This is a genomic window from Vibrio sp. QJM3NY_15, assembly GCF_057785995.1.
Map to the genome: position 1 here is coordinate 1006733 of NZ_CM173517.1, position 23562 is coordinate 1030294.

A 23562-nucleotide genomic window follows, 5' to 3' on the forward strand; every position below is an offset into this window, starting at 1 on the left:
CAGAAACCAATAAGCCAGAAACGAAAAAAGCCAACTCAATGAGTTGGCTTTTCGATTTTCCAATTAAGGAGAATATGGTGGAGGGAGACGGATTCGAACCATCGAAGGCAGTGCCGGCAGATTTACAGTCTGCTCCCTTTGGCCACTCGGGAACCCCTCCAGGGTGTGTCTTACTCTTCACAAAGTAAGCCTAAATTGATGTTTTCCCATAAGCCCATCAACTAGGTTGTTCTCTTAACTCTCAAAAGAGATAAGAAGAATATGGTGGAGGGAGACGGATTCGAACCATCGAAGGCAGTGCCGGCAGATTTACAGTCTGCTCCCTTTGGCCACTCGGGAACCCCTCCAGGGTGTGTCTTACTCTTCACAAAGTAAGCCTAAATTGATGTTTTCCCATAAGCCCATCAATCAGGTTGTTCTCTTAACTCTTAAAAGAGGTAAGAAGAATATGGTGGAGGGAGACGGATTCGAACCATCGAAGGCAGTGCCGGCAGATTTACAGTCTGCTCCCTTTGGCCACTCGGGAACCCCTCCAGGGTGTGTCTTACTCTTCACAAAGTAAGCCTAAATTGATGTTTTCCCATAAGCCCATCAATCAGGTTGTTCTCTTAACTCTCGAAAGAGGTAAGAAGAATATGGTGGAGGGAGACGGATTCGAACCATCGAAGGCAGTGCCGGCAGATTTACAGTCTGCTCCCTTTGGCCACTCGGGAACCCCTCCAGGGTGTGTCTTACTTTTCACAAAGTAAGCCTAAATTGATGTTTTCCCATAAGCCCATCAATCAGGTTGTTCTCTTAACTCTCGAAAGAGGTAAGAAGAATATGGTGGAGGGAGACGGATTCGAACCATCGAAGGCAGTGCCGGCAGATTTACAGTCTGCTCCCTTTGGCCACTCGGGAACCCCTCCAGGGTGTGTCTTACTCTTCACAAAGTAAGCCTAAATTGATGTTTTCCCATAAGCCCATCAACTAGGTTGTTCTCTTAACTCTCGAAAGAGGTAAGAAGAATATGGTGGAGGGAGACGGATTCGAACCATCGAAGGCAGTGCCGGCAGATTTACAGTCTGCTCCCTTTGGCCACTCGGGAACCCCTCCAGGGTGTGTCTTACTTTTCACAAAGTAAGCCTAAATTGATGTTTTCCCATAAGCCCATCAATCAGGTTGTTCTCTTAACTCTTAAAAGAGGTAAGAAGAATATGGTGGAGGGAGACGGATTCGAACCATCGAAGGCAGTGCCGGCAGATTTACAGTCTGCTCCCTTTGGCCACTCGGGAACCCCTCCAGGGTGTTTTTCCTAACTCATAATGGATAGGCTAAAGAGATGTTTTTCCCAACGCATCTCTCAAGTGCGGAGCGCATCATAGCAAACACGTTAAACCTGTAAAGAGTTTTTCTTTTGGTTTTGTGTTGAATGCTGCCTTTTTGGGCAAAGATGGCGAAAAGTACGCATATTGCTCGGGAAGTGAACATCTGTACTAAGGTTTACGTATTAATAGGTAACACCTTGAGGTAACTGGCTTTCTGTATTGTGTTTGGTTTGTGTCATTCACCGAGAAACGTAAATGGAATTTAATCTAGATTTACACTTCTTGACGTTACAGCATTCATCACTTGATAGAATACGGTTAATTTCATTTATAGATCTTAAATCTTACTGCAGACCATTATTATGAAGCGTAAATCTGTTTTAACCCTGCTTAGCTTGTCTATTCTTATGGCGTCTCCGGCCGTACTTGCAAAACGTCAGGGGCCTAGCACTGTAACGGTTGTTACAGAGCAGGTTGATATTCACCAAGTTAGCCAATCTCTTTCTTTGGTTGGTAAGTTAGAAGCCGAGCAATCTGTGATCATTACTTCTGAAGTCGCGGGCAGAGTTGACTCTATCAACATCAAAGCTAATCAAGATGTGACTAAAGGGCAGATGTTGGTTCAATTAGATGACGACAAAGCCAAGGCCGCAGTTGCAGAAGCGCAAGCGTACTTAAAAGATGAGAAACGTAAGCTTGCAGAATTCCAACGACTAGTGAAACGCAACGCGATTACGCAAACTGAAATTGACGCGCAGAAAACCAACGTTGAAATTGCCAATGCACGTTTAGCTGCTGCGAATGCCAACCTTAAAGATCTTCACATCAGTGCGCCTTTTTCTGGTACGGTCGGCTTTATCGATTTTAGCCGCGGTAAAATGGTGACAGCAGGCACTGAACTCGTGACCTTAGATGACTTGTCGGTGATGCAATTAGATCTTCAAATTCCTGAGCGTTACCTTTCGAAACTGTCTAAAGGCATGACAGTAACGGCTCGCACCAGTGCATGGGGTGAGACTCAGTTCACGGGTACTGTGGTTGGCATTGATTCTCGTATCAACGCTGAAACTTTGAACTTACGAGTTCGAATCCACTTCGACAACAATAATGATTACCTAAAACCGGGCATGTTAGTCGCGGCTGACATGGATTTCCCGCCAGTGGAAGCTCCTATTATTCCAGTTCAAGCACTCGAATATTCAGGCACTAAGCGTTTTGTCTATGTTATCGGTGAAGATAACAAAGCGACACGTACCGAAGTTTTCTTAGGTGCGCGTATCGATAACGAAGTCGTGATTGATAAAGGTATCGAGATTGGTCAGAAGATCGTGGTGCAAGGTATTGTGAACATGCGTGATGGCGTGTTGGTTCAAGAACTTGCCGTTAATCGCCCTGCTAAACCTGACGGCGATACCGCTAACCTTGATGGTAATACAGCAACTCAAGAAGGTGCGAACTAATGTTGTTATCTGATGTTTCTGTAAAGAGACCAGTAGCGGCTATCGTATTGAGCTTGCTCTTGGTTGTGTTTGGTATTGTATCGTTCAACAAGCTTGCTGTTCGTGAGATGCCTGATATTGAAAGCCCAGTAGTGTCGATCAGTACTCGCTATGAAGGTGCATCAGCCACCATCATTGAGAGCCAAATAACCTCCAATCTCGAAGACCAACTCTCCGGTATTAGTGGTATAGACGAAATTGAGTCAACCACTCGAAATGGTTCTTCAAGAATCACGATCACCTTTGAACTTGGTTATGATCTTAATACCGGTGTGAGTGATGTGCGTGATGCGGTAGCGCGTGCCCAGCGTTCGTTGCCAGATGAAGCCGATGACCCGATTGTTTATAAGAACAATGGTAGTGGTGAAGCGTCTGTTTACATCAACCTCAGCTCAACCGAGATGGATCGAACGCAGTTAACCGATTACACCGAGCGTGTGTTGATTGACCGCTTTAGTTTGATCTCTGGTGTGAGCTCAGTGGACATCTCGGGTGGCTTGTACAAAGTAATGTACGTCAAGCTGAAACCTGCTCAGATGGCCGGGCGTGGTGTGACAGCCTCTGATATTACGCAGGCGCTGAACAACGAAAATATCGAAAGCCCGGGTGGTGAAGTTCGTAACGATGCGATTGTGATGTCGGTTCGTACGGCTCGTTCATATACCCAAGCTGAAGATTTTGAGTACCTTGTTGTTAAGCGTGCCTCTGATAACACACCTATCTATCTAAAAGACGTAGCAGATGTTTACATCGGCGCTGAAAACGAAAACTCGACCTTTAAAAGTGACGGTGTTGTTAACGTAAGTATGGGCATTGTGCCTCAGTCAGATGCCAACCCACTTGAGGTGGCAGACTTAGTCCATAAAGAAGTAGAAGCGATTCAAAAGTTCTTGCCTGACGGTACTCGTCTAGCGGTGGACTATGATTCAACGGTATTTATCGACCGCTCGATCTCAGAGGTATACAGCACACTCTTTATTACGGGTGGCCTTGTTATCCTCGTGCTTTACGTCTTCATCGGCCAAGCTCGTGCAACCCTGATCCCAGCGGTGACGGTTCCGGTCTCTTTGATTTCATCGTTTATTGCGGCGTACTACTTCGGCTTCTCTATCAACCTGATTACCTTGATGGCTCTGATTCTGTCTATCGGTCTGGTGGTTGATGACGCTATCGTGGTGGTTGAGAATATTTTCCACCACATTGAACGTGGTGAATCACCACTGCTTGCCGCTTATAAAGGCACGCGTGAAGTAGGCTTTGCGGTAATCGCAACCACGCTAGTACTGGTCATGGTGTTCCTACCAATCTCGTTTATGGATGGCATGGTAGGTCTTCTGTTTACTGAGTTCTCGGTACTGTTGGCGATGTCGGTGATCTTCTCGTCTGTTGTGGCATTAACGCTAACGCCAGTTCTGGGCAGTAAGATTTTAAAAGCCAATGTAAAACCAAACCGTTTCAATCGATTTGTAGAACGTGTGTTTGGCAAGCTAGAAGCTGGATACAAAGCGGTATTGCGCCGTGCGTTAAACTGGCGTTGGGCTGCTCCAATCATCATTATCGCGTGTATGGGCGGTAGCTATGGCTTGATGCAACAAGTACCGTCGCAACTGACTCCGCAAGAAGACCGTGGTGTTATCTTTGCGTTTGTTCGTGGTGCTGATGCAACCAGTTATAACCGTATGTCTGCCAACATGGACATTGTTGAAGAACGTCTAATGCCGCTACTTGGTCAAGGCTTCTTGAAGTCATTCAGTATTCAATCACCAGCGTTTGGTGGTAATGCGGGTGACCAAACGGGCTTTGTAATCATGATCCTAGAAGATTGGGACGAACGTGATGTTACGGCGCAAGAAGCGTTGAACGAAGTTCGTAAATCTTTAAATGGCATTCCTGATGTACGTGTATTCCCGTTCATGCCGGGTTTCAAAGGCGGTTCAAGTGAGCCAGTTCAATTCGTACTGGGTGGCTCTGATTACACTGAACTTCAGAAATGGGGCGAACTGTTAAAGCAAGCGGCTGAAGACTCTCCAATGATGGAAGGTGCGGACATCGATTACTCTGAGAAAACACCAGAGTTATTGGTTACCGTAGACAAGCAGCGTGCAGCTGAGCTGGGTGTGAGTGTTTCTGATATCTCGGACACGTTAGAAATCATGCTTGGTGGACGCAGTGAAACCACTTTCGTTGACCGTGGTGAAGAGTATGACGTATACCTGCGTGGTGATGAAAACAGCTTTAATAACGCCAACGACTTAAGCCAAATCTACATGCGAACTCAGTCTGGCGAGCTAGTAACGCTCGATACGCTGACACACATTGAAGAAGTAGCGTCGTCGATTCGTTTGTCGCACTACAACAAGCAGAAGTCAGTAACCATCAAAGCGAACCTAATGGAAGGTTACACGTTGGGCGATGCTCTCGATTTCCTTGATGAACAAGCTATCGAGCAGCTACCGGGTGACATCTCAGTGAGCTACTCAGGCGAGTCTAAAGACTTTAAAGAGAACCAATCGAGTATCCTCGTGGTGTTTGCGCTAGCGATGCTGGTCGCGTACTTGGTACTCGCGGCGCAGTTTGAGAGCTTCATTAACCCGCTGGTGGTGATGTTCACCGTACCTATGGGTATCTTTGGTGGCTTCTTAGGCTTAGTGTTGATGAGTCAAGGACTCAACGTATACAGCCAGATCGGTATGATCATGCTGATCGGTATGGTGACCAAAAACGGTATCTTGATCGTAGAATTTGCTAACCAACTTCGTGACCGTGGTATTGAGTTTGAAAAGGCGATCATTGATGCTTCAGCTCGACGTTTGCGTCCAATCATGATGACGGCATTTACCACGCTAGCAGGTGCCATTCCATTGATTACTTCAACTGGCGCGGGTTATGAAAGCCGAGTGGCGGTGGGTACGGTTATCTTCTTCGGTATGGGCTTCGCGACTTTGGTTACTCTGTTCGTTATCCCTGCGATGTACCGACTGATTTCTGGCTCAACGCGTTCTCCGGGTCATGTGGAAGCGGTTCTAAATAAAGAATTAAGCCATGATAACGTGGGAAGAACCAGTCACGGTTAATCGGTTTCAATAGCGATTCTTTTAAAGCCCGACAACTTTGTTTAGTTGTCGGGCTTTTTATTTAATACGTGAAAATGATCTGCTGAGGGAATAACTCAGCAGGCGTTATAAATCGCTAAGATATTTTAAAGTTTCGAGCAGTTCATCCATCGAGCTGTGACCTCTTAGGTTCACCATATAGCGACCATTTATGATGAAACTCGGAATGCTGACAATTGCGGTTTGCTCTGTTTTATCCGCAGCATCCTTTACATAAGTTGCCCATTGCTTCTGTTGGCTTTTTGTCATGTTTTCTTGTGTCACAAGGTTATGTTTCTTAAAGAAGACATCAATATCGGCTTGTTGCAGTGGACTGTTTGTCTGTACCAGAGAAAACAGTTCATTAAGCAGTTCGTGAGAGAGGTTGGGCTGTTGAACCAATACGGTGTAATAAAGGCTTGCGGCTTGAAGTGTTGATTCGTTGAAAATCACATGTGTACGATGTAATACAAGTTCACCTGATTGCTCTTTATCTTTCAGTAGTTCGGTCATCTGCCAACAAGGTGTGCAGGTTAATGAGAAGAACTTGTCTATTTGATGGTCTGTTGAATAGGGGTTATCCAAAATAGAGTATTGCTCTCCTTCGGTAGGAGACGCATAAGCTATTGAACTCAAGATAATAGATGCGAATAAAAAAACTACGGCTTGCAATCGTTTCATGGGGATTCCGGTTTATCGGTTTAGTAATGAAAAACGCCCATTACATTCAATGTAATAGGCTTGGTGACGGTTTATCTGTGAATGTTTTGAAAAGCCTGCGTTTGCTCCTAGCGAACAGCGGGCTTTTTTTGTATAACAATATCTGCTCAACACATTAAAAAAATGAAAACTATTAAGGGACACCAAAGTGGCTGAATTTAAATACAAAGATCTTTCTCAAGAAGAACAAGACAAGCTGGATGCAGCAACCTTTCGTCGCCTGTTAGCACACCTAGACAGCAACAAAGATGTCCAAAACATTGACCTGATGATCTTGGCTGGCTTCTGCCGTAACTGCTTCAGCAAATGGTACAAAGCAGAAGCTGAGCAACAAGGCCTAGACCTTGATATCGACGATGCTCGTGAGCGTGTCTATGGCATGACTTACGATGAGTGGAAACAAAACCACCAACCAAAAGCAACTCCAGAGCAACTGGCAGCTTTTGAAGCGAAGCAAAAACCAGAATAATCTCGTCTCATTGGCTACCAATGACACACAAAAAGAGCCCATTAAGGGCTCTTTTTTATTTTGAAAACTTGTTCTTGGCTAGGTGTTTAAACTAATTCACCCGTTTGAGAGAAAGCTTCCAACTTCGCTGCGTAAGGCTGTAGGTCACCAATGTTGTTGTTCACCCACTCATCATTAAAGTAAGTATCTAGGTAACGCTCGCCGCTATCACAAAGTAAAGTCACGATAGAGCCTGTTTCGCCACGCGCTTTCATTTCACTAGCTAGCTGAAGCACACCGTACATGTTGGTACCGGTAGATGCGCCAACCTTGCGGCCAAGAATGTCAGATAACCAATGTGTGGTTGCTATGCTTGCTGCGTCTGGGATCTTACGCATTTCGTCAACTACACCTGGAATGAAGCTTGGTTCTGCACGTGGACGACCAATGCCTTCAATTTTGCTGAATGTATTGCCTTTAACATTCGCATTGCCAGTTTGGAAGTATTCGTGGAATACCGAGTTTTCAGGGTCGACAACACATAGCTTAGTTTCATGCTGTTGGTAGCGAATGAAACGGCCGATTGTTGCTGAAGTGCCGCCAGTACCTGGGCTCATTACTACCCAAGTTGGAACTGGGTGATCTTCCATCTGCATTTGATTGAAAATTGAGTTCGCGATGTTGTTGTTACCGCGCCAGTCAGTTGCACGCTCAGCGTAAGTAAATTGGTCCATGTAATGGCCATTCAGTTCCGTCGCTAAACGGCGAGACTCATCGTAAATTTCATCTGAGCGATCAACAAGGTGCGCTTGGCCGCCGTAGAATTCAATCTGCTCAATTTTTTTCTTCGCTGTGCACTTAGGCATTACCGCAATAAACGGAAGACCAAGTAGGCGAGCAAAGTACGCCTCAGACACAGCAGTGCTGCCTGATGAAGATTCAATGATCGTTGTTTCTGGGCCAACCCAACCGTTACAAATCGCGTATAAGAACAGAGAACGCGCCAAACGATGCTTCAAAGAGCCTGTTGGGTGTGTGCTTTCATCTTTAAGGTAGATATCAATGCCTTCGATGCTTGGAAGGTCTAACTTGATAAGGTGCGTATCCGCTGAGCGTTGGTAGTCGGCTTCAATTTTACGAATCGCGTTATTAATCCATTGATGGTCAGTGCACATAAGCGTTCTCCTGATCTTGTGTAGGAATTTTTTGTAATTGGTATGGTTATAATTTAGCGATAATTCGAGAGAAAAACTTTGCCATATTTGCTTTGTTTTGACTAAAATGTAGAAAATTATTCTATTTAAATGCGATTTGGTGAAAGTGTGATAGATGCTGTAGATAAAAAGATATTAAGTTTGCTGCAAGAAGACAGCACACTGTCGTTGAATGACATTTCAGAGGCGGTCAACCTAACCACCACGCCCTGCTGGAAAAGGCTGAAGCGTCTTGAAGAGAACGGCATTATTGAAAAAAGAGTGGCGTTGCTTAACCCTGAGAAGCTTGATCTTGCTTTTACCGCGTTCGTATTGGTGAAAACAAGCAACCATTCTCATGAGTGGTATGGGCGCTTTGTGAATACTGTGTCGGACTTTCCAGAAGTGATGGAGTTCTATCGAATGGCTGGCGAGTATGATTATATGATGAAGGTTCAGGTTAAAGACATGAAGTGCTTTGATGACTTCTACAAGCGCTTGGTGAACAGTATTGATGGTATTTCGAATGTGACCTCGACGTTTGCTATGGAACCATTGAAGTACACGACAGCACTGCCGCTGTAAGTTAAACCTAGCCTTACGTTACATCTTGTCTCAGTTTAGATATCGCCTCTGCGATAAAGAAAAGGATTATTCATGTTTGCAAAAATCTCTACCGCGATCCAATTGGTGTTAGCCGTCGCTATTTTTTACTTAGGCTACACCATCTATTCGTTTACCAATAAAGTCGGTGAGATCGTCGATACCTATCCGCAGGTCATCGAAGATTTATCAACTCTTACCAAAGGGCTAAAAGTAGAAGAGATGTTAGCGTTTGCTGAGCATGTTAGTGAACTTGCTCCTCAGGTGTTAAACACTGTGGATGAAGTCAGAAAGACCATCGACCAAGTTAATCAAACCGTTTCATCAGTGGATGGCAAAATTCCCGCTATTTTGGATGAAGTGAAAAATGTTCGAACGGAAGTCGAGCAGGTAAGAACCGATGTGATCCCGCCAACATTGACGGAGTTAAAGCGATACCGTGTGGATGTGATGCCACCGATGCTCGCTGAAAGTAAGTCATACCGAGAGCAGACCATTCCCGTCATTGTTACCGAATCCGAGATGCTCAGAGCGGAAGTACCGGGTATCTTGGCACAGGCTAATTTGCTAGCCGATAAGAGTAAAGAGTTAGCACAGGGAGCGGCAGAGGGTGCAGTGAAAGGTGTGGTGTTATCGCCATTTAATCTACTGCGAGACGCGAGCGACGGCCTCAAAACACGTGTACAAAGTGAATTCGAACCGACGCCTGAAGCTGAATAGCGTTTACTGGTTTTTGAACAACGGCGTTCGTTGACGCAATGAAATAATAAGGGGCTAGGTGTGATACCTAGCCCCTTATTATTTGGTGGCGCATGTATACTGTTTGTATAAAGCGCCTAGCCATTACTTAGTAAAGCGCATCACACCTTCTTGAACGGCTGTCGCTACTAGCTCACCTTTTTGATTGAAGATCTCGCCGCGCACTAGGCCACGAGTGTTCGCTGCCGTTGGGCTTTCAATCGCATAAAGCAACCATTCATCCATCTTGAATGGGCGGTGGAACCAGATTGAGTGGTCAATCGTCGCCACTTGGAAGTTTGGCGTCATGATTGACACTTCATGTGGGTGAAGTGCCGTCACCAAGAATCCCCAATCCGATGCGTAAGCAAGCAGGTATTGGTGAATGAGCTGGTTATCTGGCAACGCACCATTCGCTCTCACCCAAAGATACTGCTTTGCTTCTGTCTTTTTAGGCTTCAGTGGGTTAACCACTGTTACTGGGCGCATTTCAATTGGCTTTTCGCCACAGAAAGTCTTACGCAGTTTCTCAGGTAAGAACTCAGCAATATGACTCGCTAACTCAGTTTCAGAGGCAAAATTCTCTGGTCCAGGGATGTTTGGCATTTCATTTTGGTGTTCAAAGCCAGGTGCATCACCATGGTAAGAAGCCGTGAGATAGAAAATAGGGCGGCCATTTTGAATCGCTTTAACACGGCGCGTGCTAAAGCTGCGTCCATCTCTTAGGTTCTCAACATCGTAAATGATTGGCTTTTCAGGATCGCCGGGAAATAGAAAATAACTGTGGAACGAGTGAACACTACGGTCGTCTTGAACAGTATAACGGGCAGCGGAAAGCGCTTGTCCCAATACCTGACCGCCGTATACCTGTGGCAGGCCGAGGTTCTCACTTTGCCCACGGAATAAACCTTCTTCCAGTTTCTCTAGCTGAAGTAAACTTAGTAATTCTTGTAAAGGTTGACTCATCGCCAGCATTCCTCTTCGTAAAATAGGTGTCAGATTATGGTGCTAATCATTTAGCTTAGTCAGATATCTGTCAATAAATCATAGGGTTTCAAGACAGAATATGAAAGCTCTCTTATAATTGGTGAGTAGATTTGCCGAGTCCGGCAAACATGTTGAGAGAAATTGAATATGAAAAAGGCTCTAATTCTTATTACGTCTTTAGTATCGTTTGGCCTACTTGTTGGTTGCCAAGCAACATCAGAAACGAACACTTCTCAGGAAGTGGTTGCAGAGAACGCTCAAGTGATTTCAGGAACAGTAAGCTATCGCGAAAGAATTGCATTGCCAGAGAATGCAGTGGTTACCGTAACGCTAGAAGATATTTCACTGGCTGACGCACCATCGACTGTTATCGCGACTCAAGAATTCACTACTGACGGTAAGCAAGTGCCGTTCGCATTCGAGCTGAGCTACGACAACAACAAGATTCAACCGAACCACCGTTACAACATGCGCGCAACGATTCACTTTGACGGCAAACTGCGTTTCACAACAGACACAATTAAGTCAGTGATTACCGACGTAGAAAACACGCAACAAGCAGACCTACGCTTGGTTGGTGTTCGTTAATTAGAAATGGATGCCAATATTAAGGCATTTTGGCTAGTTGGTTAGTTGGTTAGTTGATTAGCTAATTCGTCTACTAGCTAACTAGGTGATTAATGGCAGCTCTAGGGCTGCCATTTGTATATTCTGAGTTTAACCTTTCCTGTGCCACTCACTTCAATCCCTTCTTCGAGCAGATGCTTCTTCTGGCGATCAAACGAATCACCTTTCAAAGATATCTCACCTTTACTGTTGATCACCCGATACCAAGGCAGTTTGCTACCTTCTGGTAAATTACCTAATGCTCTACCTACATGTCGTGCATACCCCGGAAAACCTGAAAAACGTGCTATGTCTCCATAAGTTGTTACTTTTCCATATGGAATTTGGTGAATCACTGCAAAGATTTGGGGCAAAAATTGGTCCATACTAAAAATTCCTAGTTCATTAATACCACGGATCGGTAGAAGGAGAGGGCTATGGTATTTTCAACGTTTCAGTTCTTGATAACCACATTATTAGCCGTTGTTTGCGCGAGAGCAATCAGTTTAAGTGAGGGAGATATCCCAGTGCTTGCAATGGTCATCCCTGCATTATGGATATTACCGCAGGGCGGCATTGCAGGATTAGTTCTGCTTGTTTCCATGACGACTTATGGCTTAACGCTTCCCCTACAACCCATCACGCTCTCTGTGAGTGCGTGGGTGCTATTCCCATTATTGATGGTGGTTTTTTCAAAACGCAGTAGCTTGTCGGTTGTTATTATTTCGGGATTAATTGTCGCGACCCTACAAGTCGGGATTATGGTGACCCAATCCGCAGGTAAGCTTGATGGCGCACCTTGGATTACCACACTGCAAACCTTGTCGATCATCATGATTTGGTGGGCGGCGAATCACCTTAAACCAGCCAGTCGACACAGCTGGTGGTCATTAGGCTTGATTCTTCCATTATGGATGGCCGATTTACCTTACGCGGCTTTGGTTGCACTGTGTGTTACAGGCATCATGGCATCGATGGAAACACTCACTCGCTTGAAGACCTTCCGTTGGAATAAGCTACTGTGTTGGACATTGCCGACTGTTGGCTTTGCTGCTCTGGTGATAACGCCAAGCATTGAGGTGCCAAGCCCAGTGTTTGTGGTGTGGCTATGTTTGTTGGGCACCGCATGGATGACAGACTACATCATCCGCACGGAAGAGAGCGAAGACGCCGACCTCTAGCTGAAGTGAATGATATTCTGCTCGTAAGGATAAAAGCGAGCACATGTGACGTGAATGAATACGTTATGAAACAAAGACAAAGGTGATGCTTTATCCGACAGTTTTACGGTGTGTTGGGTAAAGGGTAATCACTTAAACCACATTTGTTTAAAAAGAGTCGCTTTGTGCTTGCAATGGTTGCTGCGATGCTTAATAATCCAATCACTCTTTGAGGCAAGCCTCTTAGAAAAAGAATCTATGGAGGCTCTGGTCCTCCCGCAACACTAACTTGTGAACTCGGTCAGGCCTGGAAGGGAGCAGCCGCAGCAGGCGACGTGTGTGCCGGGATGTGGCTGGGGCTTCCACCCATATAAAAAGCCGCTCTTAATGAGCGGCTTTTTGCTATCTGAAGCTTAATTTGATCTTGTTTATGACTAGAGGTGCGAAAATATCAGTTTTTGAGGAAACGGTTATAAACAAACAGCAACACGAATGCGCCAAGCGTTGCGGTTATAATACTACCGATGTTAATGCCGTCAGCACTGCCGAGGCCGATGAAGCTCCCTAAAAAACCACCAACAAAGGCACCAGCAATACCTAGAACCATGGTGGCGATCCATCCACCACCATCGTTGCCCGGCATTAGCCACTTAGCTAGCGCCCCTGCAATCAACCCAAGAATAATCCAAGATATAAACCCCATAACTTCTCCTTACTCATTATTGTGTTAGGTGCATGTCGTCACACATCTATGGTTACGTTTAAATCATAGACCATACATCAAAACTCGATTTAACTAACTGATGACCATTGCGATGTAACCCAGAATAAGAACCAATACCGATGTTAAAGCGTAGGGCACAGGATAGCCGATCGCTGGCATGTCACTGTGACTAGCATCTTGTGCGCCTTTCATTGCAGGCGTACTGTTCCTGCCTCCGGCACAAGCTCCAGCTAAAATCGCAGGATTCATTTTTCGGAAATATAAGCCGTACAACCAAGCTAATAAGGGTGGTACTAAAGCAGCTGTCACCCCGAGCAAAGCTATCTTGATGACAACGATGCCTTGAAAAGAGGCCAGTATTTTGGGGCCTACCGTCGCTGCCAATACAGCAACAAACAGATTTAGGCCGATGTCTTGTAGAAAGCTTCTTGCTCCCTCGCTCATAGGGCCGCCAAAACTTGGATTCCGAGTGCGTAGGAAGGAAAAAATGATCCCGGTGAGCATACAGCCTGCCGAGGTTCCCAATGCAAATGGAATACCTGCGACTGTGACACTTAAATGGCCGAAGACATAACCAATTAATAAAGAAACGGCGAGATAGAAGGTTTCTGTGACGGTACTCTCGACGATGGGTACACTATTCAACTTAGTGGCTGTTTGTTCTACACACCACTGAGAGCCGGCAATTCGAACCACATCGCCAACTTCGATCTGGGTTTGTGGTAATAGAGGTTGCTGGTGGCCTTGTCTGAAGACTGCTTTAAAGTAAACACCAAAGCCGACTTCGGAATGTAACTGCGCTATCGTTTTTCCTGCATGTTCGGACTTCCCAACGTGAATGTCCGCTACTTCGATATCGACATTTCTAGCTCGTGGTTCATCGACTTCATTTCCGATATCAGCTTCACCTTCCGTAATCAAGACGCGATATTCTCCGCGAATGCCAATGACATCATTTAACTCAAGCATTGGATTATCAGAAGCATCAATGATTTGCTCACCTCGAACCACTTTAAGCACGGCCGCATCAGGGAAGTTTCGATACAGCTCCTGCACTGAACGACCGACTAACTCTTGGTGTGTGACCTTATAAGCGCGAACGTCAATGGGTAGAATGCCAACATCTGAGAACCCAAAGGTACTTGGGAGCTTCTCGTTGTCATCGCCAGTTGAGAACTCTGCTTCTGCTTCTTTACCTGCTTTGACGGGGTCAATTCCAAAGATAGAAGGGAGGTACTTAATGAACAAGATGATGAGGACGGTCGACAGGACATAGCTTATCGCGTAACCCGCCGCGATATTGGCACTGACCTGATCAATGCTCATCCCTTCCGGTGGCGTAAATGCGCCTGAGCTGATTGCTGACTGCGCTACGCCCATTACTGCCGTCACTGTGTAACTGCCAGAAATGATGCCCGCGGCATAGCCGGGCTCAAGGCCCATGAGCTTGGCGCCGATGACCACAATCGCAAAATTGCTGAACACGACAATTAAACCAATGACGACGAAGTCGATGCCTCCTCTAGCAAGGCCGGAGAAAAATTGCGGTCCTACTTTCATCCCAATGGCGTACATGAACATCATTAAGAAAATGTCGGAGACCAATCCTGGTTCTTCAATTTTTAGTCCATAAACTGAGAAGGACGTCAGTGCGATACCAACGCCAACGATTAGGGTGCCAGCTGTTGTGCCTAAGCTCACACCTTTAAAAGTGAGTCGACCAAGTGGATAACCAATGGTGAGTGATAGAAAGAGAAATACAAACGGATTCTCTGACAAGTAACTAAATAGAAAGGACATAATGTCACCTGCTAACTTGTTGATATAAGGGCAAGGAACCATCAAGGCTCCTTGCTTTAAGTAAGATGGGACAATTAGCTGTGATTAAAGTTACTCGACTCGTCAGCGTCGCTACCATTGACGACCGGGTGTTTGTCAAAGAAATCAACGCAGTGTTGTAAGTCGGAAATCAAAAGGTCAGCCATATCACGACTAAAACCATGACGAACTAAAATACGCATGATTACCAGATCTTCACGCTCGGCGGGCATCGCATAAGCGGCAATTTGCCAACCACGAGATCGGATGCGATCCGAAAGATCGTAGAGGTTAAAGCCTGGGGTTGCGCCATCTTTAATTGACCAACTCAAGGCCGGGATACCACCATGACCATCGTAGATGATGTGAAATATACCCATCTTTTCGACTTCTTTGGCAAGGTAACGAGCCGTGTCATAACAAGCATCATGGATCTTACGGTAGCCCTCTTTACCAAGACGTAAAAAGTTATAGTATTGCGCAACGATTTGACCCCCAGGGCGGGAGAAATTGAGCGCAAAGGTAGGCATGTTGCCACCGAGGTAGTTGACGTTGAAAATCAAGTCTTCATGCAGAGCATCCGCATCTCGCCAAACAACCCAGCCAACACCAAGTGGAGAAAGACCAAATTTATGCCCAGAAGCATTAATGGATTTGACCCTTGGCAAACGGAAATCCCACACTAAATCTGGGTCGCAGAATGGGGCGAGAAAGGCACCACTTGCACCATCAACGTGAATCGGAATATCTAATCCGGTCTCTTCTTGTAGTTTATCTAACGCTTCGTGTACCGCTTGTACTGGCTCGTATTGGCAAGTAAAGGTCACGCCTAGTGTCGGGACGACGCCAATCGTGTTCTCGTCACAACGTTTGATTACTTCCTCTGGGGTCATGATCAGACGATCACCTTGCATTGGGATTTCGCGAAGTTCAATGTCCCAGTAACGGGCAAATTTATGCCAACAAACCTGAACTGGACCACAAATAAGGTTAGGACGGTCAGTTGGCTTACCTTGCTTCTTCATTTTCTCACGCCAAGCCCATTTTAGCGCCATACCACCAAGCATTGCGGCTTCACTTGAGCCAGTTGTTGAACATCCCATTGGATTTTCAGCGTTAGGTGCATGCCAAAGATCGGCGAGCATATGTACACATCGAGATTCGATTTCTGCCGTTTGTGGGTATTCATCTTTATCGATCATGTTTTTGTCGATGCATTCATCCATCAATTTATGGACTTCGTCTTCGACCCATGTTTGACAGAAGGTCGCAAGGTTCTGACGCGAATTGCCATCTAGCATTAGTTCATCATGCACGACTTGGTAAGCATGAGCGGGTGCATGCTCTTGCTCTGGGATTCGATACTTGGGCATAACAACGGAAAGATCTTTGGAAGAATAAACATCATCTAAGAGTGAACCACGAACAGTCGATTTTTTATGAAGAGGCATGGTGAATCCTTTATCTTATTGAATTTATTTTACTTATTGCCATTGAAACATCAGTAAATAGCAATATTGGCAGCTAAATAAACATAGCAGGATTTTATAAAAATTCAGCTTAAATAAGAGTCTGGTTGCTTATTTCACGTTGTTTTATCTTGTTTTGTGCACGGTAAAACAAATATTTCAAAAGTACACTGTGTGGTGAAAAACGGAGTTGTCATGATGAACTTTATGTGAGTGTTGATGCTTATTTTTTAGTGTTGTAAGTTTTGGATATATAATTTTGGTAGCTGATTATAATTTGGACATTCTACGATGTTAAATTTTTAATCCTCTTAATTAGCAGGCAGCACCACCGCAGACGCTTCTTCCTCTGAATCTTCTTTGTCTTCGACTTGTTCAGCTACCCAATCAATCGTCTTTGTTAGATAAAGCTTGTTGGTTTCGGTATCACACCAACTCTTTGATAATCCTCTTCGATTAAATTCACTGCCAATTGCTGCGCAATTGTTCGAAAGCCAGTTCGCGCTATGCTGACTTATGTTGCAAGCATCATCTTAAAATACCGCTCTTTATGGGTGGCCTCTTGCTATCTGAAGTATGTCCAAAATTGAGATGTGGTTACGTACTTTTTCCCCTCGAATGAAACCCAATTTATTGTTTTTTCCTTTACTGGCTCGACTATAGGTTGGATCTGTGACTTGTTACTGCGAGTACGATGGCTGCAGTTAAAAGCGCTGAGCCTCCGATTTTATTCAGGTACGTTGGGTGATCTTGCATAAACCCAAGAAGCTTCTTGGCAGAGATGGCGTAAATCATCACCCAGGTAAAATCCAACACTGCCATTGTGGGGCACATCACCAACATTTGTGATAACAGGGGCTTAGTTGGGTCTATGAACTGGGGGAAGAATGCAGTGAAAAAGACAATCGCTTTGGGGTTACCCGCTGCAACGAAGAAACCACTTAAATAGAGTCTGTGGCCTGAAATCGCGGTGGGTGAATTGGTGGTTATTTGTGCATCACACTCAGGTTTATCACGCAACATCTTGATACCCATATACAGCAATGTTGTGACCCCAAGCCACTTGATAACGGCGAACGCTAGTTCAGACGTTGACATTATGATGCCAAGTCCAACTGCAACAATGATCATCTGTATGAAGTTTGCTGAGATATCGCCTAGTGCCGTAAAAATAGCTTTATTAACGCCATATTTCATTGAATGAATGACGCCCAACAAAATGCTGGGACCTGGCGTCATGGTTAAGATAAGTGAAGCGAGGCAGAAGGTTAGCCATGTTTCTACAGTCATTTGTTTTCTCCGGGTGACTAGTATCTATTTTTCGGAAAAAGTAGTCTGCTAGCATAGAGATAGATATCAAAATAACCTGAGGTTATATAAATGGTTGAAGACTTGGAAAGCATCCCATCATTAGTCCCCAAATTACTTCTGCAGTTACTAGCGCTCGGAAGTATCACTGATGCCGCTCTGGTATTAGGAGTCAGCCAACCCGCTGCGAGCAAAGCTCTTCGACGTGCTGAAGATGTGTTAGGTTTCGCTTTAGTTCGAAGAGACAGTCGTCCCTTATTGTTAACAGCGGAAGGGAGGTTGATTGCTGAGTTCGCTAAACAGCAGGAATTGCAGGGAGAGGTGTTATTGAGACAGCTTCGACTTATTCAAAAAGATGGCGCTGGACAGGTGAAAGTGGCTTCTTTTGGCGCATCCGCTTCCACACATATTTTACCCAGCCTAATTCATGCGATCAGCCAACACTTACCTCAAGTTAAAATTGAAATAAGCGAGTTTACTGACGAAGGAGCATTATTAGCATTGCGAGAGGGGCGCGTAGATTTTGCAATCGCGGTTGATAAAGAGTATTTAGATCTAGATATCATCCCAGTTTTTACTGACCGTATGGTGGCTTTAGTTCATGAAGATGACCCTTTATCCCAGTTGTCAGTTTTGTCGGCTGTGGATATCGAAGATCGAGATTTTATACTGAGTAAAGGGGGCAGCGAGGCGCTCATTAGAGAATGGTTTAAGCTATCAAAATCTCGCCTTAAAGAAAAACACACCATTGTTCAATTGACCTCGATACTTGCTTTGATTAGAGCGGGCTTAGGTGTTTCTATTGTTGCAGAGCTTGCCGTTCCAGAATCTCATCCCAGCGTAAATGTTATTCCTCTTGCGCCCGAGTACCCTCGTAATATTTGTGTAGCGAAAAGAAGCGGTTGTTTTTCTTCGAACGCAGCCAGGTTAACTTGGGATTTTTTGAGTAAGAATAGGGCACTTAATTACCTAAGCAAGCGAGGTCATTAAGTGCGAACAGACGTTTAGCTGTCATTGCCTCATTTAATTCGCAGGCAATACCACAGCAGACACTTCTTCGTCTGAATCTTCTTTGTCTTCTACTTGGTCTGCAACCCAATCAATTGTCTTTGTTAGATAGAGCTTGTTGGTTTCGGTATCACACCAACTCTTGGATAATCCTCTTCGATTAAATTGACTGCCAATTGCCGCCAGTGTTTGGTTACTTGGTCTACCGTAATACAAGGTGTCGCACAGTTGTAGGTTCGACATCGATTGTGGGTATGAATTAACCGATGATGAGTTCATGCTTAGTGCTTTCGATTGATTGTGAGTGCATCCGGTTAGGCTTAACAGAAACAAGGTAGCTAGAGCTATTTTCATGGGTCTTAGGTTCACGAACGATGACTGATACATGATTATGAGCATGTAGGATAATGCTATTTGTCAGTATTTTGCCAAACGACGGATTAGCGGGATCTCGGTACCAATTCTTCAGGCACGGCTAACGCTATATATTATCTCTGATACTCATCTTGCCATGCCGGAGGCGGTGAATTAAAAATGCACCAAAGGTTGAAATGCTCTTTAATTTAATTGGTGAATGCGCAATTTTGTACAAAAGCTGAAAGAGCCGATAGAGTAGACTGATGAATCGCTCGGTGATTAGCAGGTTTGAGGATGGTTATGGAGAACAAGAAGGGCTCTAAAGAGAAAGCCGATTATAAGGTCACGGAAGAACTCGGTGGTCTTGAGATCCTCAATGCTGAATACGAAAAGCAGAATTTCTCACGTCATAGTCACGAAGGTTATACGTTCGGTGTGATAGAGCAGGGGGCTCAGCGTTTTTATCGAACCGGCGGCCATCACATAGCCCCCCAAGATGCCATCATTCTGGTCAATGCAGATGAGGTACACAGCGGACATTCTGCCACTGAAGGTGGTTGGGCATATCGCGCAATGTACCCACTTCCTGAGCAACTCGCTAAGATCACTCAAGAGTTGAACCTGCCTAACTATGGTGCGCCTTATTTCCCAAGAGCCGTTGTTGAAGATCCAGAGCTCGCCAATCAACTGAGGTTGGTTTTCAATACGATTGAAGAATCAGATAATCGCCTGCTCAGAGAAACCTTGATGTATGGGATGTTGGTTAAGTTAATCAGCAGACACGGGAAGTCGAGTCTAACGCCTCAACTGGATAGCAAAGTCCAACGTCAGCTTATACTGGTAAAAGAGTTTCTTGATGACTTTCCACAAGCGGATGTGTCACTCGATGAGTTGTCTAAGCTAGCTGCTTTGAGTCCATTTCATTTGGTGCGCTCATTTCAAAAAGAATTTGGTCTTCCGCCACATGCGTATCAGATCCAGTCTCGATTAAGGTTGGCTCGTACGTTGCTCAAACAGGGGCATTCGATTTCCGATACGGCGCAAGAATGTGGTTTCCACGACCAAAGCCACTTCCATCGTCACTTTAAGAAAGCCAACGGTTATACGCCGGGTCAGTACGTTAAGATGCGTTGAGATTTGTGCTTTGTACCTTAGATATAGAGCAAGTTTGTACAATCGAATAAGTTAACCCTCTCTTACATTGAATAGCCAATGCAAAGAGAACTAGGAAAATATGGATAACAACACAATGAATAGACGCACGCAGTTATGGAAAGGCGTTTTGGCTGCGATGCCCTTGAGTATTGCTGTAATACCGTGGGGCATATTAGCTGGCTCGTATGCAATAGATGCTGGTCTGAATCAGCTTCAAGCTCAGGCTATGTCTGCGATTTTGTTTGCGGGTTCAGCGCAATTAGTGGCGGCGGGGATGTTCAAATCGGGCATTGGGTTAGGGACTATGTTGTTAACAACGTTCTTTATTACTTCAAGGCATTTTCTTTATAGCGTGTCGATGCGCGACAAAATTAGTCATCTTCCCGCTCGTTGGCGTTTACTGCTTGGCTTTTGGCTAACGGATGAACTGTTCGCGATTTGCAGTGGCCAATCTCAGCAAGAATTTAACCGCTGGTATGCAGCGGGTGTGGGTGGAGGTTTTTACCTTGTTTGGAACATCGCGAGTTTCGTCGGCATTGTCGCAGGAAGTCAGATTCCGTCACTCAATGAAATCGGTCTCGATTTTGCGGTGGCAGCGACCTTTATTGCTTTAGTTTTTCCATTAATCCGAACATGGCCCGTGGTGGTATGTGTTGTGGTGTCTTTGATCGCCTCAGTTGCCTTGTCGGTCAACAATGTTGAAGGTGGCCTTATGATTGCTGCTATTTCGGGTATGTTAGCCGGCTTTATCAGCGAGTCATTTGTGGAACGTAGAAACGGCAATAAGCTCATCAAAGAGGGGGATTCGGCATGATCTGGTTATCGATATTCCTCATGACCGCGATTGTTTTCCTTAGTCGATATTTGTTTCTAGAACCGGCCATCCCGCTTCGATTAAACAGCACTGCGAGACGGTTGTTACGTTATTCGAGCCCTGCGGTATTAACGGCAATCTGGGGGCCGATTGTGTTCGCACCAGAGCAAGCTTTTTGGCCAAGCCTAGAAAACCCTTATTTAATCGGCGCGGTAGTGACTGGGCTTTTGATTTGGAAAACGGGTAATGTGCTGCTAACGATCGGTGTCAGCATGGCGGTGTTCTTGTTCTACAACCTTGTCGCGGTTGATTACCTTTTTAACTGATTGACCTTGCAACGCATGGCGTGGTGACTTCTAATGTATTGATTCACTATTTGTGTATTAAGGTTCTGGTAAGGAGTTAATTTGGCTAAGAAGTATTATGTGGTTTGGAAAGGTCGTACACCGGGTATTTTTACTACTTGGAATGAGTGTAAGTCGCAAGTCGATGGTTTCGCTGGTGCGAGATATAAATCGTTTCCAACATTAGGCGAAGCAGAGTTCGCTTTCGGTGGTAAAGCATCTTCTGTGTCTAGTTCTGCTTCAACATCTAGATCTTCATCGACCAAGCCAAGTGTTGCGGGTAAGCCTAAGAAAGCGAAAGTCCCACCTCTTTCTGAGCAGCAAATCTCTGAAATGCCTTTCGATATCAAGATATACACAGATGGCGCTTGTGAGCCGAACCCTGGTGAAGCGGGCACTGGCTTAGCTGTCTACTTGAACAACGAATTAACCGAGTTGTGGTATGGCTTGTATCAGCAAGTTGGAACTAATAATACAGCAGAGCTGCACGGCTTGAAGCAAGCGTTTATTCTGGCTAAGGAAAAGCTGAAAGCTGGTTTATCTGTCGCGATTTATTGCGATTCTAAGTATTCGATTGATTGCATTACCAAATGGGCTACAGGTTGGGAGAAAAAAGGCTGGACGAAGTCGGGGGGCGAAATTAAAAACCTCGATATCATTAAGCCTGCGTATGCCCTTTACCAAGAGTTGGCTTCTAAAATCACCATTTACCACGTAAATGGCCACGTCGGTATTGAAGGTAACGAGCTTGCCGACCGAATGTCTATTGTGGCGATTGCTTCTAAAGAGCAAGACTTGAGTCGATATACTGAAACTGACGACCTCACTGAAATCTTAGCTTTGCGAGCGGGCTAGCAAGAGTCAAAAGTTAGAAAGTGAGTTAACCAAAGCGTTACTGTTTATATTGAGGTAACGCTTTGTTGTATGCTCCCACCTCATTTCACTCGACTTGTTTAGTCGAAGATTAAGCTGGGTTTTCTATCCAGTGAGACAGTTGTTGAGCTTGCTTCAACGAATTAAAACTCTCTTCCACTCTTGTTCTTGCTTTCATCCCCATCTCTGTTTTGTCATTGCAACTCAACTGCGCAAAACGCTCAATCGCTTCTCTTAATTCCTCGACGTTTTTCTCGCTAACCACAAACCCTGTCTCTGGAGTAACGATCTCCTTACAACCCATGATATTGGTGGTAATCACTGGAGTTCCCACGGCCATCGCTTCTTTAAGTACCAATGGACCTGTGTCCACACAACCCGTTGCCGAGAAGCAGAACGGTGCGATCAAGCTATCGTAATTCGTTAGGTTCACTTTCACCCATTCGTGGGGCTTAGCTCCTAGGAAATTGACGTGTCGAGTTAAACCTTGTTGCTCAACTTGTGTTTTTAATTGTTGTTCTAAATCGCCAGTGCCGACGATATCAAGATGAATGTCGAGAGGTTGGGCAATCGGTGCCAACGCATCTATAAGATGGTGAATACCTTTTTGTTCAACTAATCGGCCAAGAAAAACGAGGCGAAGTTGTTTGGCGTCGGTTTTTGGGTGTAGTTGGAATTGTTTAGTATTTACACCACAGTGAAGGAGCTTGATATTCCCTTTTGCCATGTTGTTGAAATCGGTGAGCATGTCTTTGCAGACCGCAACCACAAAGTCACTCGATGAAATTTTGTATTCAATATCGTAAGCAAATTCGTAGACATCGTGACCATGGGCAACAAACGAACAGGTAATATTGAGAAGCTTTGCGGCGACAATCGCATGTGCGGTGGTGTGTTGGCAAAAATGCGCATGAACATGGTTAACGTCTTTTTCTGCGAGTTGTAACGCCAGCTTAAATCCATAAGCGAAAAGTGAATTTTTAGGCATGCTATTTTGCTTTGAAACAAACGAAAGCGCTTTAACAAAGCCGATCCAGTTGATGTTGGTTATCTTGCCCGCCCGAACATCCTTGCCAATTTTTATGATGTCATAGTCGAATGACTTTTCGCTGTCCTCAATCTTGAACGTCATCACACAGACGTCGTGCCCACACGCTTTAACGGAGTCGACTTCGGTTTGAATGAAGGTCTCACTGAGGACAGGATAAGTAGGCGCTATAAATGCTACTTTTTTCATTTTTTGCTCCCTTGATGAAGGCCACTATAGTCAACTAAGCAAAATACGAACCAAGATTGAATGGGGTTTTAGGGGGGATTTTAGAGGAAAGGGGATGACTTT

At 45.0% G+C, this 23562-nt stretch carries 23 protein-coding genes, 7 tRNA genes and 1 other RNA gene; 13 read left to right on the forward strand and 18 right to left on the reverse strand.

Annotated elements, in window-relative coordinates; genetic code table 11:
- Window positions 1-75: 75 nt before the first annotated feature.
- From AC3CKG_RS04445 to AC3CKG_RS04475, 7 genes are all read right to left on the reverse strand, one after another.
- Window positions 76-160: transfer RNA gene (locus AC3CKG_RS04445), tRNA-Tyr, on the reverse strand.
- A 102-nt stretch (window positions 161-262) separates the two neighbouring features.
- Window positions 263-347 (reverse strand) — tRNA-Tyr (locus AC3CKG_RS04450).
- A gap of 102 nt (window positions 348-449) precedes the next feature.
- Window positions 450-534, reverse strand: a tRNA-Tyr gene (locus AC3CKG_RS04455).
- A 102-nt stretch (window positions 535-636) separates the two neighbouring features.
- Window positions 637-721: transfer RNA gene (locus AC3CKG_RS04460), tRNA-Tyr, on the reverse strand.
- Window positions 722-823: 102 nt separating this feature from the next.
- A tRNA-Tyr gene (locus AC3CKG_RS04465) sits at window positions 824-908 on the reverse strand.
- A gap of 102 nt (window positions 909-1010) precedes the next feature.
- Window positions 1011-1095 (reverse strand) — tRNA-Tyr (locus AC3CKG_RS04470).
- A 102-nt stretch (window positions 1096-1197) separates the two neighbouring features.
- A tRNA-Tyr gene (locus tag AC3CKG_RS04475) sits at window positions 1198-1282 on the reverse strand.
- A 387-nt stretch (window positions 1283-1669) separates the two neighbouring features.
- Between AC3CKG_RS04475 and AC3CKG_RS04480 the strand changes: the two genes are divergently transcribed.
- Both AC3CKG_RS04480 and vexH read left to right on the forward strand, forming a co-directional pair.
- Entirely contained in the window at window positions 1670-2767 is a 1098-nt protein-coding gene (locus AC3CKG_RS04480) for an efflux RND transporter periplasmic adaptor subunit (RefSeq protein WP_488528866.1), read from the forward strand.
- Window positions 2767-5880 carry a vibriobactin export RND transporter permease subunit VexH gene (gene vexH / locus AC3CKG_RS04485; RefSeq protein WP_102278250.1) on the forward strand — a complete coding sequence of 1038 codons (3114 nt, stop codon included), beginning with the start codon at window positions 2767-2769 and terminating at the stop codon, window positions 5878-5880. Before AC3CKG_RS04480 ends, vexH begins: the two co-directional genes overlap by 1 nt.
- Window positions 5881-5985: 105 nt before the next feature.
- Here vexH and AC3CKG_RS04490 read toward each other — a convergent pair whose 3' ends face one another.
- Window positions 5986-6579, reverse strand: a complete 594-nt coding sequence (locus AC3CKG_RS04490) for a thioredoxin domain-containing protein (RefSeq protein ID WP_102315228.1) — start codon at window positions 6577-6579, stop codon at window positions 5986-5988.
- A gap of 187 nt (window positions 6580-6766) precedes the next feature.
- On the opposite strand from AC3CKG_RS04490, the gene AC3CKG_RS04495 reads away from it, so the two are divergent.
- Window positions 6767-7087, forward strand: a complete 321-nt coding sequence (locus AC3CKG_RS04495; protein ID WP_010439576.1) for a DUF1244 domain-containing protein — start codon at window positions 6767-6769, stop codon at window positions 7085-7087.
- Between the two features lie 86 nt (window positions 7088-7173).
- Here the strand turns inward: AC3CKG_RS04495 and AC3CKG_RS04500 are convergent, their stop codons facing one another.
- A complete protein-coding gene (locus AC3CKG_RS04500) occupies window positions 7174-8241 on the reverse strand; it encodes a PLP-dependent cysteine synthase family protein (protein WP_102278263.1) in 1068 nt (355 codons plus the stop codon).
- 129 nt (window positions 8242-8370) lie between these two features.
- Here AC3CKG_RS04500 and AC3CKG_RS04505 point away from each other — a divergent pair, with 129 nt between their 5' ends.
- Window positions 8371-8844, forward strand: coding sequence for an Lrp/AsnC family transcriptional regulator (locus tag AC3CKG_RS04505; protein WP_017105254.1), 474 nt, complete (start codon window positions 8371-8373; stop codon window positions 8842-8844).
- Between the two features lie 72 nt (window positions 8845-8916).
- Window positions 8917-9582 carry a hypothetical protein gene (locus tag AC3CKG_RS04510; RefSeq protein WP_488528867.1) on the forward strand — a complete coding sequence of 222 codons (666 nt, stop codon included), beginning with the start codon at window positions 8917-8919 and terminating at the stop codon, window positions 9580-9582.
- Between the two features lie 123 nt (window positions 9583-9705).
- Here AC3CKG_RS04510 and tesB read toward each other — a convergent pair whose 3' ends face one another.
- Window positions 9706-10566: an acyl-CoA thioesterase II gene (gene tesB / locus AC3CKG_RS04515; protein WP_029405291.1), complete on the reverse strand. Its 861-nt coding sequence runs from the start codon at window positions 10564-10566 to the stop codon at window positions 9706-9708.
- A 168-nt stretch (window positions 10567-10734) separates the two neighbouring features.
- Here tesB and AC3CKG_RS04520 point away from each other — a divergent pair, with 168 nt between their 5' ends.
- Window positions 10735-11175, forward strand: coding sequence for a YbaY family lipoprotein (locus AC3CKG_RS04520; protein ID WP_488528868.1), 441 nt, complete (start codon window positions 10735-10737; stop codon window positions 11173-11175).
- A 101-nt stretch (window positions 11176-11276) separates the two neighbouring features.
- Here AC3CKG_RS04520 and AC3CKG_RS04525 read toward each other — a convergent pair whose 3' ends face one another.
- On the reverse strand, window positions 11277-11579 hold the full coding sequence (locus AC3CKG_RS04525) for an MGMT family protein (RefSeq protein ID WP_488528869.1): 303 nt from the start codon (window positions 11577-11579) through the stop codon (window positions 11277-11279).
- Window positions 11580-11630: 51 nt separating this feature from the next.
- Here AC3CKG_RS04525 and AC3CKG_RS04530 point away from each other — a divergent pair, with 51 nt between their 5' ends.
- Both AC3CKG_RS04530 and ffs read left to right on the forward strand, forming a co-directional pair.
- The gene (locus AC3CKG_RS04530) at window positions 11631-12374 is read left to right on the forward strand and encodes a VP0952 family biofilm-associated protein (protein ID WP_099166287.1); all 744 of its coding nucleotides are present in this window, start codon (window positions 11631-11633) and stop codon (window positions 12372-12374) included.
- Window positions 12375-12618: 244 nt separating this feature from the next.
- An RNA gene (gene ffs / locus AC3CKG_RS04535) (signal recognition particle sRNA small type) lies at window positions 12619-12715 on the forward strand.
- 89 nt (window positions 12716-12804) lie between these two features.
- Here ffs and AC3CKG_RS04540 read toward each other — a convergent pair.
- The 5 genes from AC3CKG_RS04540 to AC3CKG_RS04560 form a co-directional block, all read right to left on the reverse strand.
- The gene (locus AC3CKG_RS04540; RefSeq protein ID WP_017105442.1) at window positions 12805-13056 is read right to left on the reverse strand and encodes a GlsB/YeaQ/YmgE family stress response membrane protein; all 252 of its coding nucleotides are present in this window, start codon (window positions 13054-13056) and stop codon (window positions 12805-12807) included.
- A 93-nt stretch (window positions 13057-13149) separates the two neighbouring features.
- On the reverse strand, window positions 13150-14877 hold the full coding sequence (locus AC3CKG_RS04545) for an aspartate:alanine exchanger family transporter (RefSeq protein ID WP_488528870.1): 1728 nt from the start codon (window positions 14875-14877) through the stop codon (window positions 13150-13152).
- Window positions 14878-14951: 74 nt separating this feature from the next.
- On the reverse strand, window positions 14952-16346 hold the full coding sequence (gene gad, locus AC3CKG_RS04550; RefSeq protein WP_017105444.1) for a glutamate decarboxylase: 1395 nt from the start codon (window positions 16344-16346) through the stop codon (window positions 14952-14954).
- A 329-nt stretch (window positions 16347-16675) separates the two neighbouring features.
- Entirely contained in the window at window positions 16676-16882 is a 207-nt protein-coding gene (locus AC3CKG_RS04555; protein ID WP_102278651.1) for a hypothetical protein, read from the reverse strand.
- 139 nt (window positions 16883-17021) lie between these two features.
- Window positions 17022-17654 carry a LysE family translocator gene (locus AC3CKG_RS04560; RefSeq protein ID WP_102278273.1) on the reverse strand — a complete coding sequence of 211 codons (633 nt, stop codon included), beginning with the start codon at window positions 17652-17654 and terminating at the stop codon, window positions 17022-17024.
- Between the two features lie 90 nt (window positions 17655-17744).
- On the opposite strand from AC3CKG_RS04560, the gene AC3CKG_RS04565 reads away from it, so the two are divergent.
- Window positions 17745-18662 carry a LysR family transcriptional regulator gene (locus AC3CKG_RS04565; protein ID WP_102278274.1) on the forward strand — a complete coding sequence of 306 codons (918 nt, stop codon included), beginning with the start codon at window positions 17745-17747 and terminating at the stop codon, window positions 18660-18662.
- Between the two features lie 33 nt (window positions 18663-18695).
- On the opposite strand, the gene AC3CKG_RS04570 is transcribed toward AC3CKG_RS04565, so the two are convergent.
- Window positions 18696-19034: a hypothetical protein gene (locus AC3CKG_RS04570; protein ID WP_372200465.1), complete on the reverse strand. Its 339-nt coding sequence runs from the start codon at window positions 19032-19034 to the stop codon at window positions 18696-18698.
- A 303-nt stretch (window positions 19035-19337) separates the two neighbouring features.
- Here AC3CKG_RS04570 and AC3CKG_RS04575 point away from each other — a divergent pair, with 303 nt between their 5' ends.
- The 4 genes from AC3CKG_RS04575 to AC3CKG_RS04590 all read left to right on the forward strand — a co-directional run bounded on the left by AC3CKG_RS04575 (window position 19338) and on the right by AC3CKG_RS04590 (window position 22205).
- The gene (locus tag AC3CKG_RS04575) at window positions 19338-20171 is read left to right on the forward strand and encodes an AraC family transcriptional regulator (protein ID WP_065103937.1); all 834 of its coding nucleotides are present in this window, start codon (window positions 19338-19340) and stop codon (window positions 20169-20171) included.
- A 100-nt stretch (window positions 20172-20271) separates the two neighbouring features.
- A complete protein-coding gene (locus tag AC3CKG_RS04580; RefSeq protein ID WP_099166289.1) occupies window positions 20272-21006 on the forward strand; it encodes an AzlC family ABC transporter permease in 735 nt (244 codons plus the stop codon).
- Window positions 21003-21332, forward strand: coding sequence for an AzlD domain-containing protein (locus AC3CKG_RS04585; RefSeq protein WP_017110045.1), 330 nt, complete (start codon window positions 21003-21005; stop codon window positions 21330-21332). Before AC3CKG_RS04580 ends, AC3CKG_RS04585 begins: the two co-directional genes overlap by 4 nt.
- 81 nt (window positions 21333-21413) lie before the next feature.
- Window positions 21414-22205, forward strand: coding sequence for a ribonuclease H1 domain-containing protein (locus tag AC3CKG_RS04590; RefSeq protein ID WP_488528871.1), 792 nt, complete (start codon window positions 21414-21416; stop codon window positions 22203-22205).
- A gap of 109 nt (window positions 22206-22314) precedes the next feature.
- On the opposite strand, the gene AC3CKG_RS04595 is transcribed toward AC3CKG_RS04590, so the two are convergent.
- A complete protein-coding gene (locus AC3CKG_RS04595) occupies window positions 22315-23460 on the reverse strand; it encodes a glycosyltransferase (RefSeq protein ID WP_488528872.1) in 1146 nt (381 codons plus the stop codon).
- Between the last annotated feature and the right edge of the window lie 102 nt (window positions 23461-23562).

Bases quoted from the DNA above. Each gene is read 5' to 3' on its own strand.
- AC3CKG_RS04480 (WP_488528866.1), top strand. From the start codon at position 1,670: ATGAAGCGTAAATCTGTTTTAACCCTGCTTAGCTTGTCTATTCTTATG.
- vexH (WP_102278250.1), top strand. From the start codon at position 2,767: ATGTTGTTATCTGATGTTTCTGTAAAGAGACCAGTAGCGGCTATCGTA.
- AC3CKG_RS04490 (WP_102315228.1), bottom strand. From the start codon at position 6,579: ATGAAACGATTGCAAGCCGTAGTTTTTTTATTCGCATCTATTATCTTG.
- AC3CKG_RS04500 (WP_102278263.1), bottom strand. From the start codon at position 8,241: ATGTGCACTGACCATCAATGGATTAATAACGCGATTCGTAAAATTGAA.
- AC3CKG_RS04505 (WP_017105254.1), top strand. From the start codon at position 8,371: ATGCGATTTGGTGAAAGTGTGATAGATGCTGTAGATAAAAAGATATTA.
- AC3CKG_RS04510 (WP_488528867.1), top strand. From the start codon at position 8,917: ATGTTTGCAAAAATCTCTACCGCGATCCAATTGGTGTTAGCCGTCGCT.
- tesB (WP_029405291.1), bottom strand. From the start codon at position 10,566: ATGAGTCAACCTTTACAAGAATTACTAAGTTTACTTCAGCTAGAGAAA.
- AC3CKG_RS04520 (WP_488528868.1), top strand. From the start codon at position 10,735: ATGAAAAAGGCTCTAATTCTTATTACGTCTTTAGTATCGTTTGGCCTA.
- AC3CKG_RS04525 (WP_488528869.1), bottom strand. From the start codon at position 11,579: ATGGACCAATTTTTGCCCCAAATCTTTGCAGTGATTCACCAAATTCCA.
- AC3CKG_RS04530 (WP_099166287.1), top strand. From the start codon at position 11,631: ATGGTATTTTCAACGTTTCAGTTCTTGATAACCACATTATTAGCCGTT.
- AC3CKG_RS04540 (WP_017105442.1), bottom strand. From the start codon at position 13,056: ATGGGGTTTATATCTTGGATTATTCTTGGGTTGATTGCAGGGGCGCTA.
- AC3CKG_RS04545 (WP_488528870.1), bottom strand. From the start codon at position 14,877: ATGTCCTTTCTATTTAGTTACTTGTCAGAGAATCCGTTTGTATTTCTC.
- gad (WP_017105444.1), bottom strand. From the start codon at position 16,346: ATGCCTCTTCATAAAAAATCGACTGTTCGTGGTTCACTCTTAGATGAT.
- AC3CKG_RS04560 (WP_102278273.1), bottom strand. From the start codon at position 17,654: ATGACTGTAGAAACATGGCTAACCTTCTGCCTCGCTTCACTTATCTTA.
- AC3CKG_RS04565 (WP_102278274.1), top strand. From the start codon at position 17,745: ATGGTTGAAGACTTGGAAAGCATCCCATCATTAGTCCCCAAATTACTT.
- AC3CKG_RS04570 (WP_372200465.1), bottom strand. From the start codon at position 19,034: ATGAAAATAGCTCTAGCTACCTTGTTTCTGTTAAGCCTAACCGGATGC.
- AC3CKG_RS04575 (WP_065103937.1), top strand. From the start codon at position 19,338: ATGGAGAACAAGAAGGGCTCTAAAGAGAAAGCCGATTATAAGGTCACG.
- AC3CKG_RS04580 (WP_099166289.1), top strand. From the start codon at position 20,272: ATGGATAACAACACAATGAATAGACGCACGCAGTTATGGAAAGGCGTT.
- AC3CKG_RS04585 (WP_017110045.1), top strand. From the start codon at position 21,003: ATGATCTGGTTATCGATATTCCTCATGACCGCGATTGTTTTCCTTAGT.
- AC3CKG_RS04595 (WP_488528872.1), bottom strand. From the start codon at position 23,460: ATGAAAAAAGTAGCATTTATAGCGCCTACTTATCCTGTCCTCAGTGAG.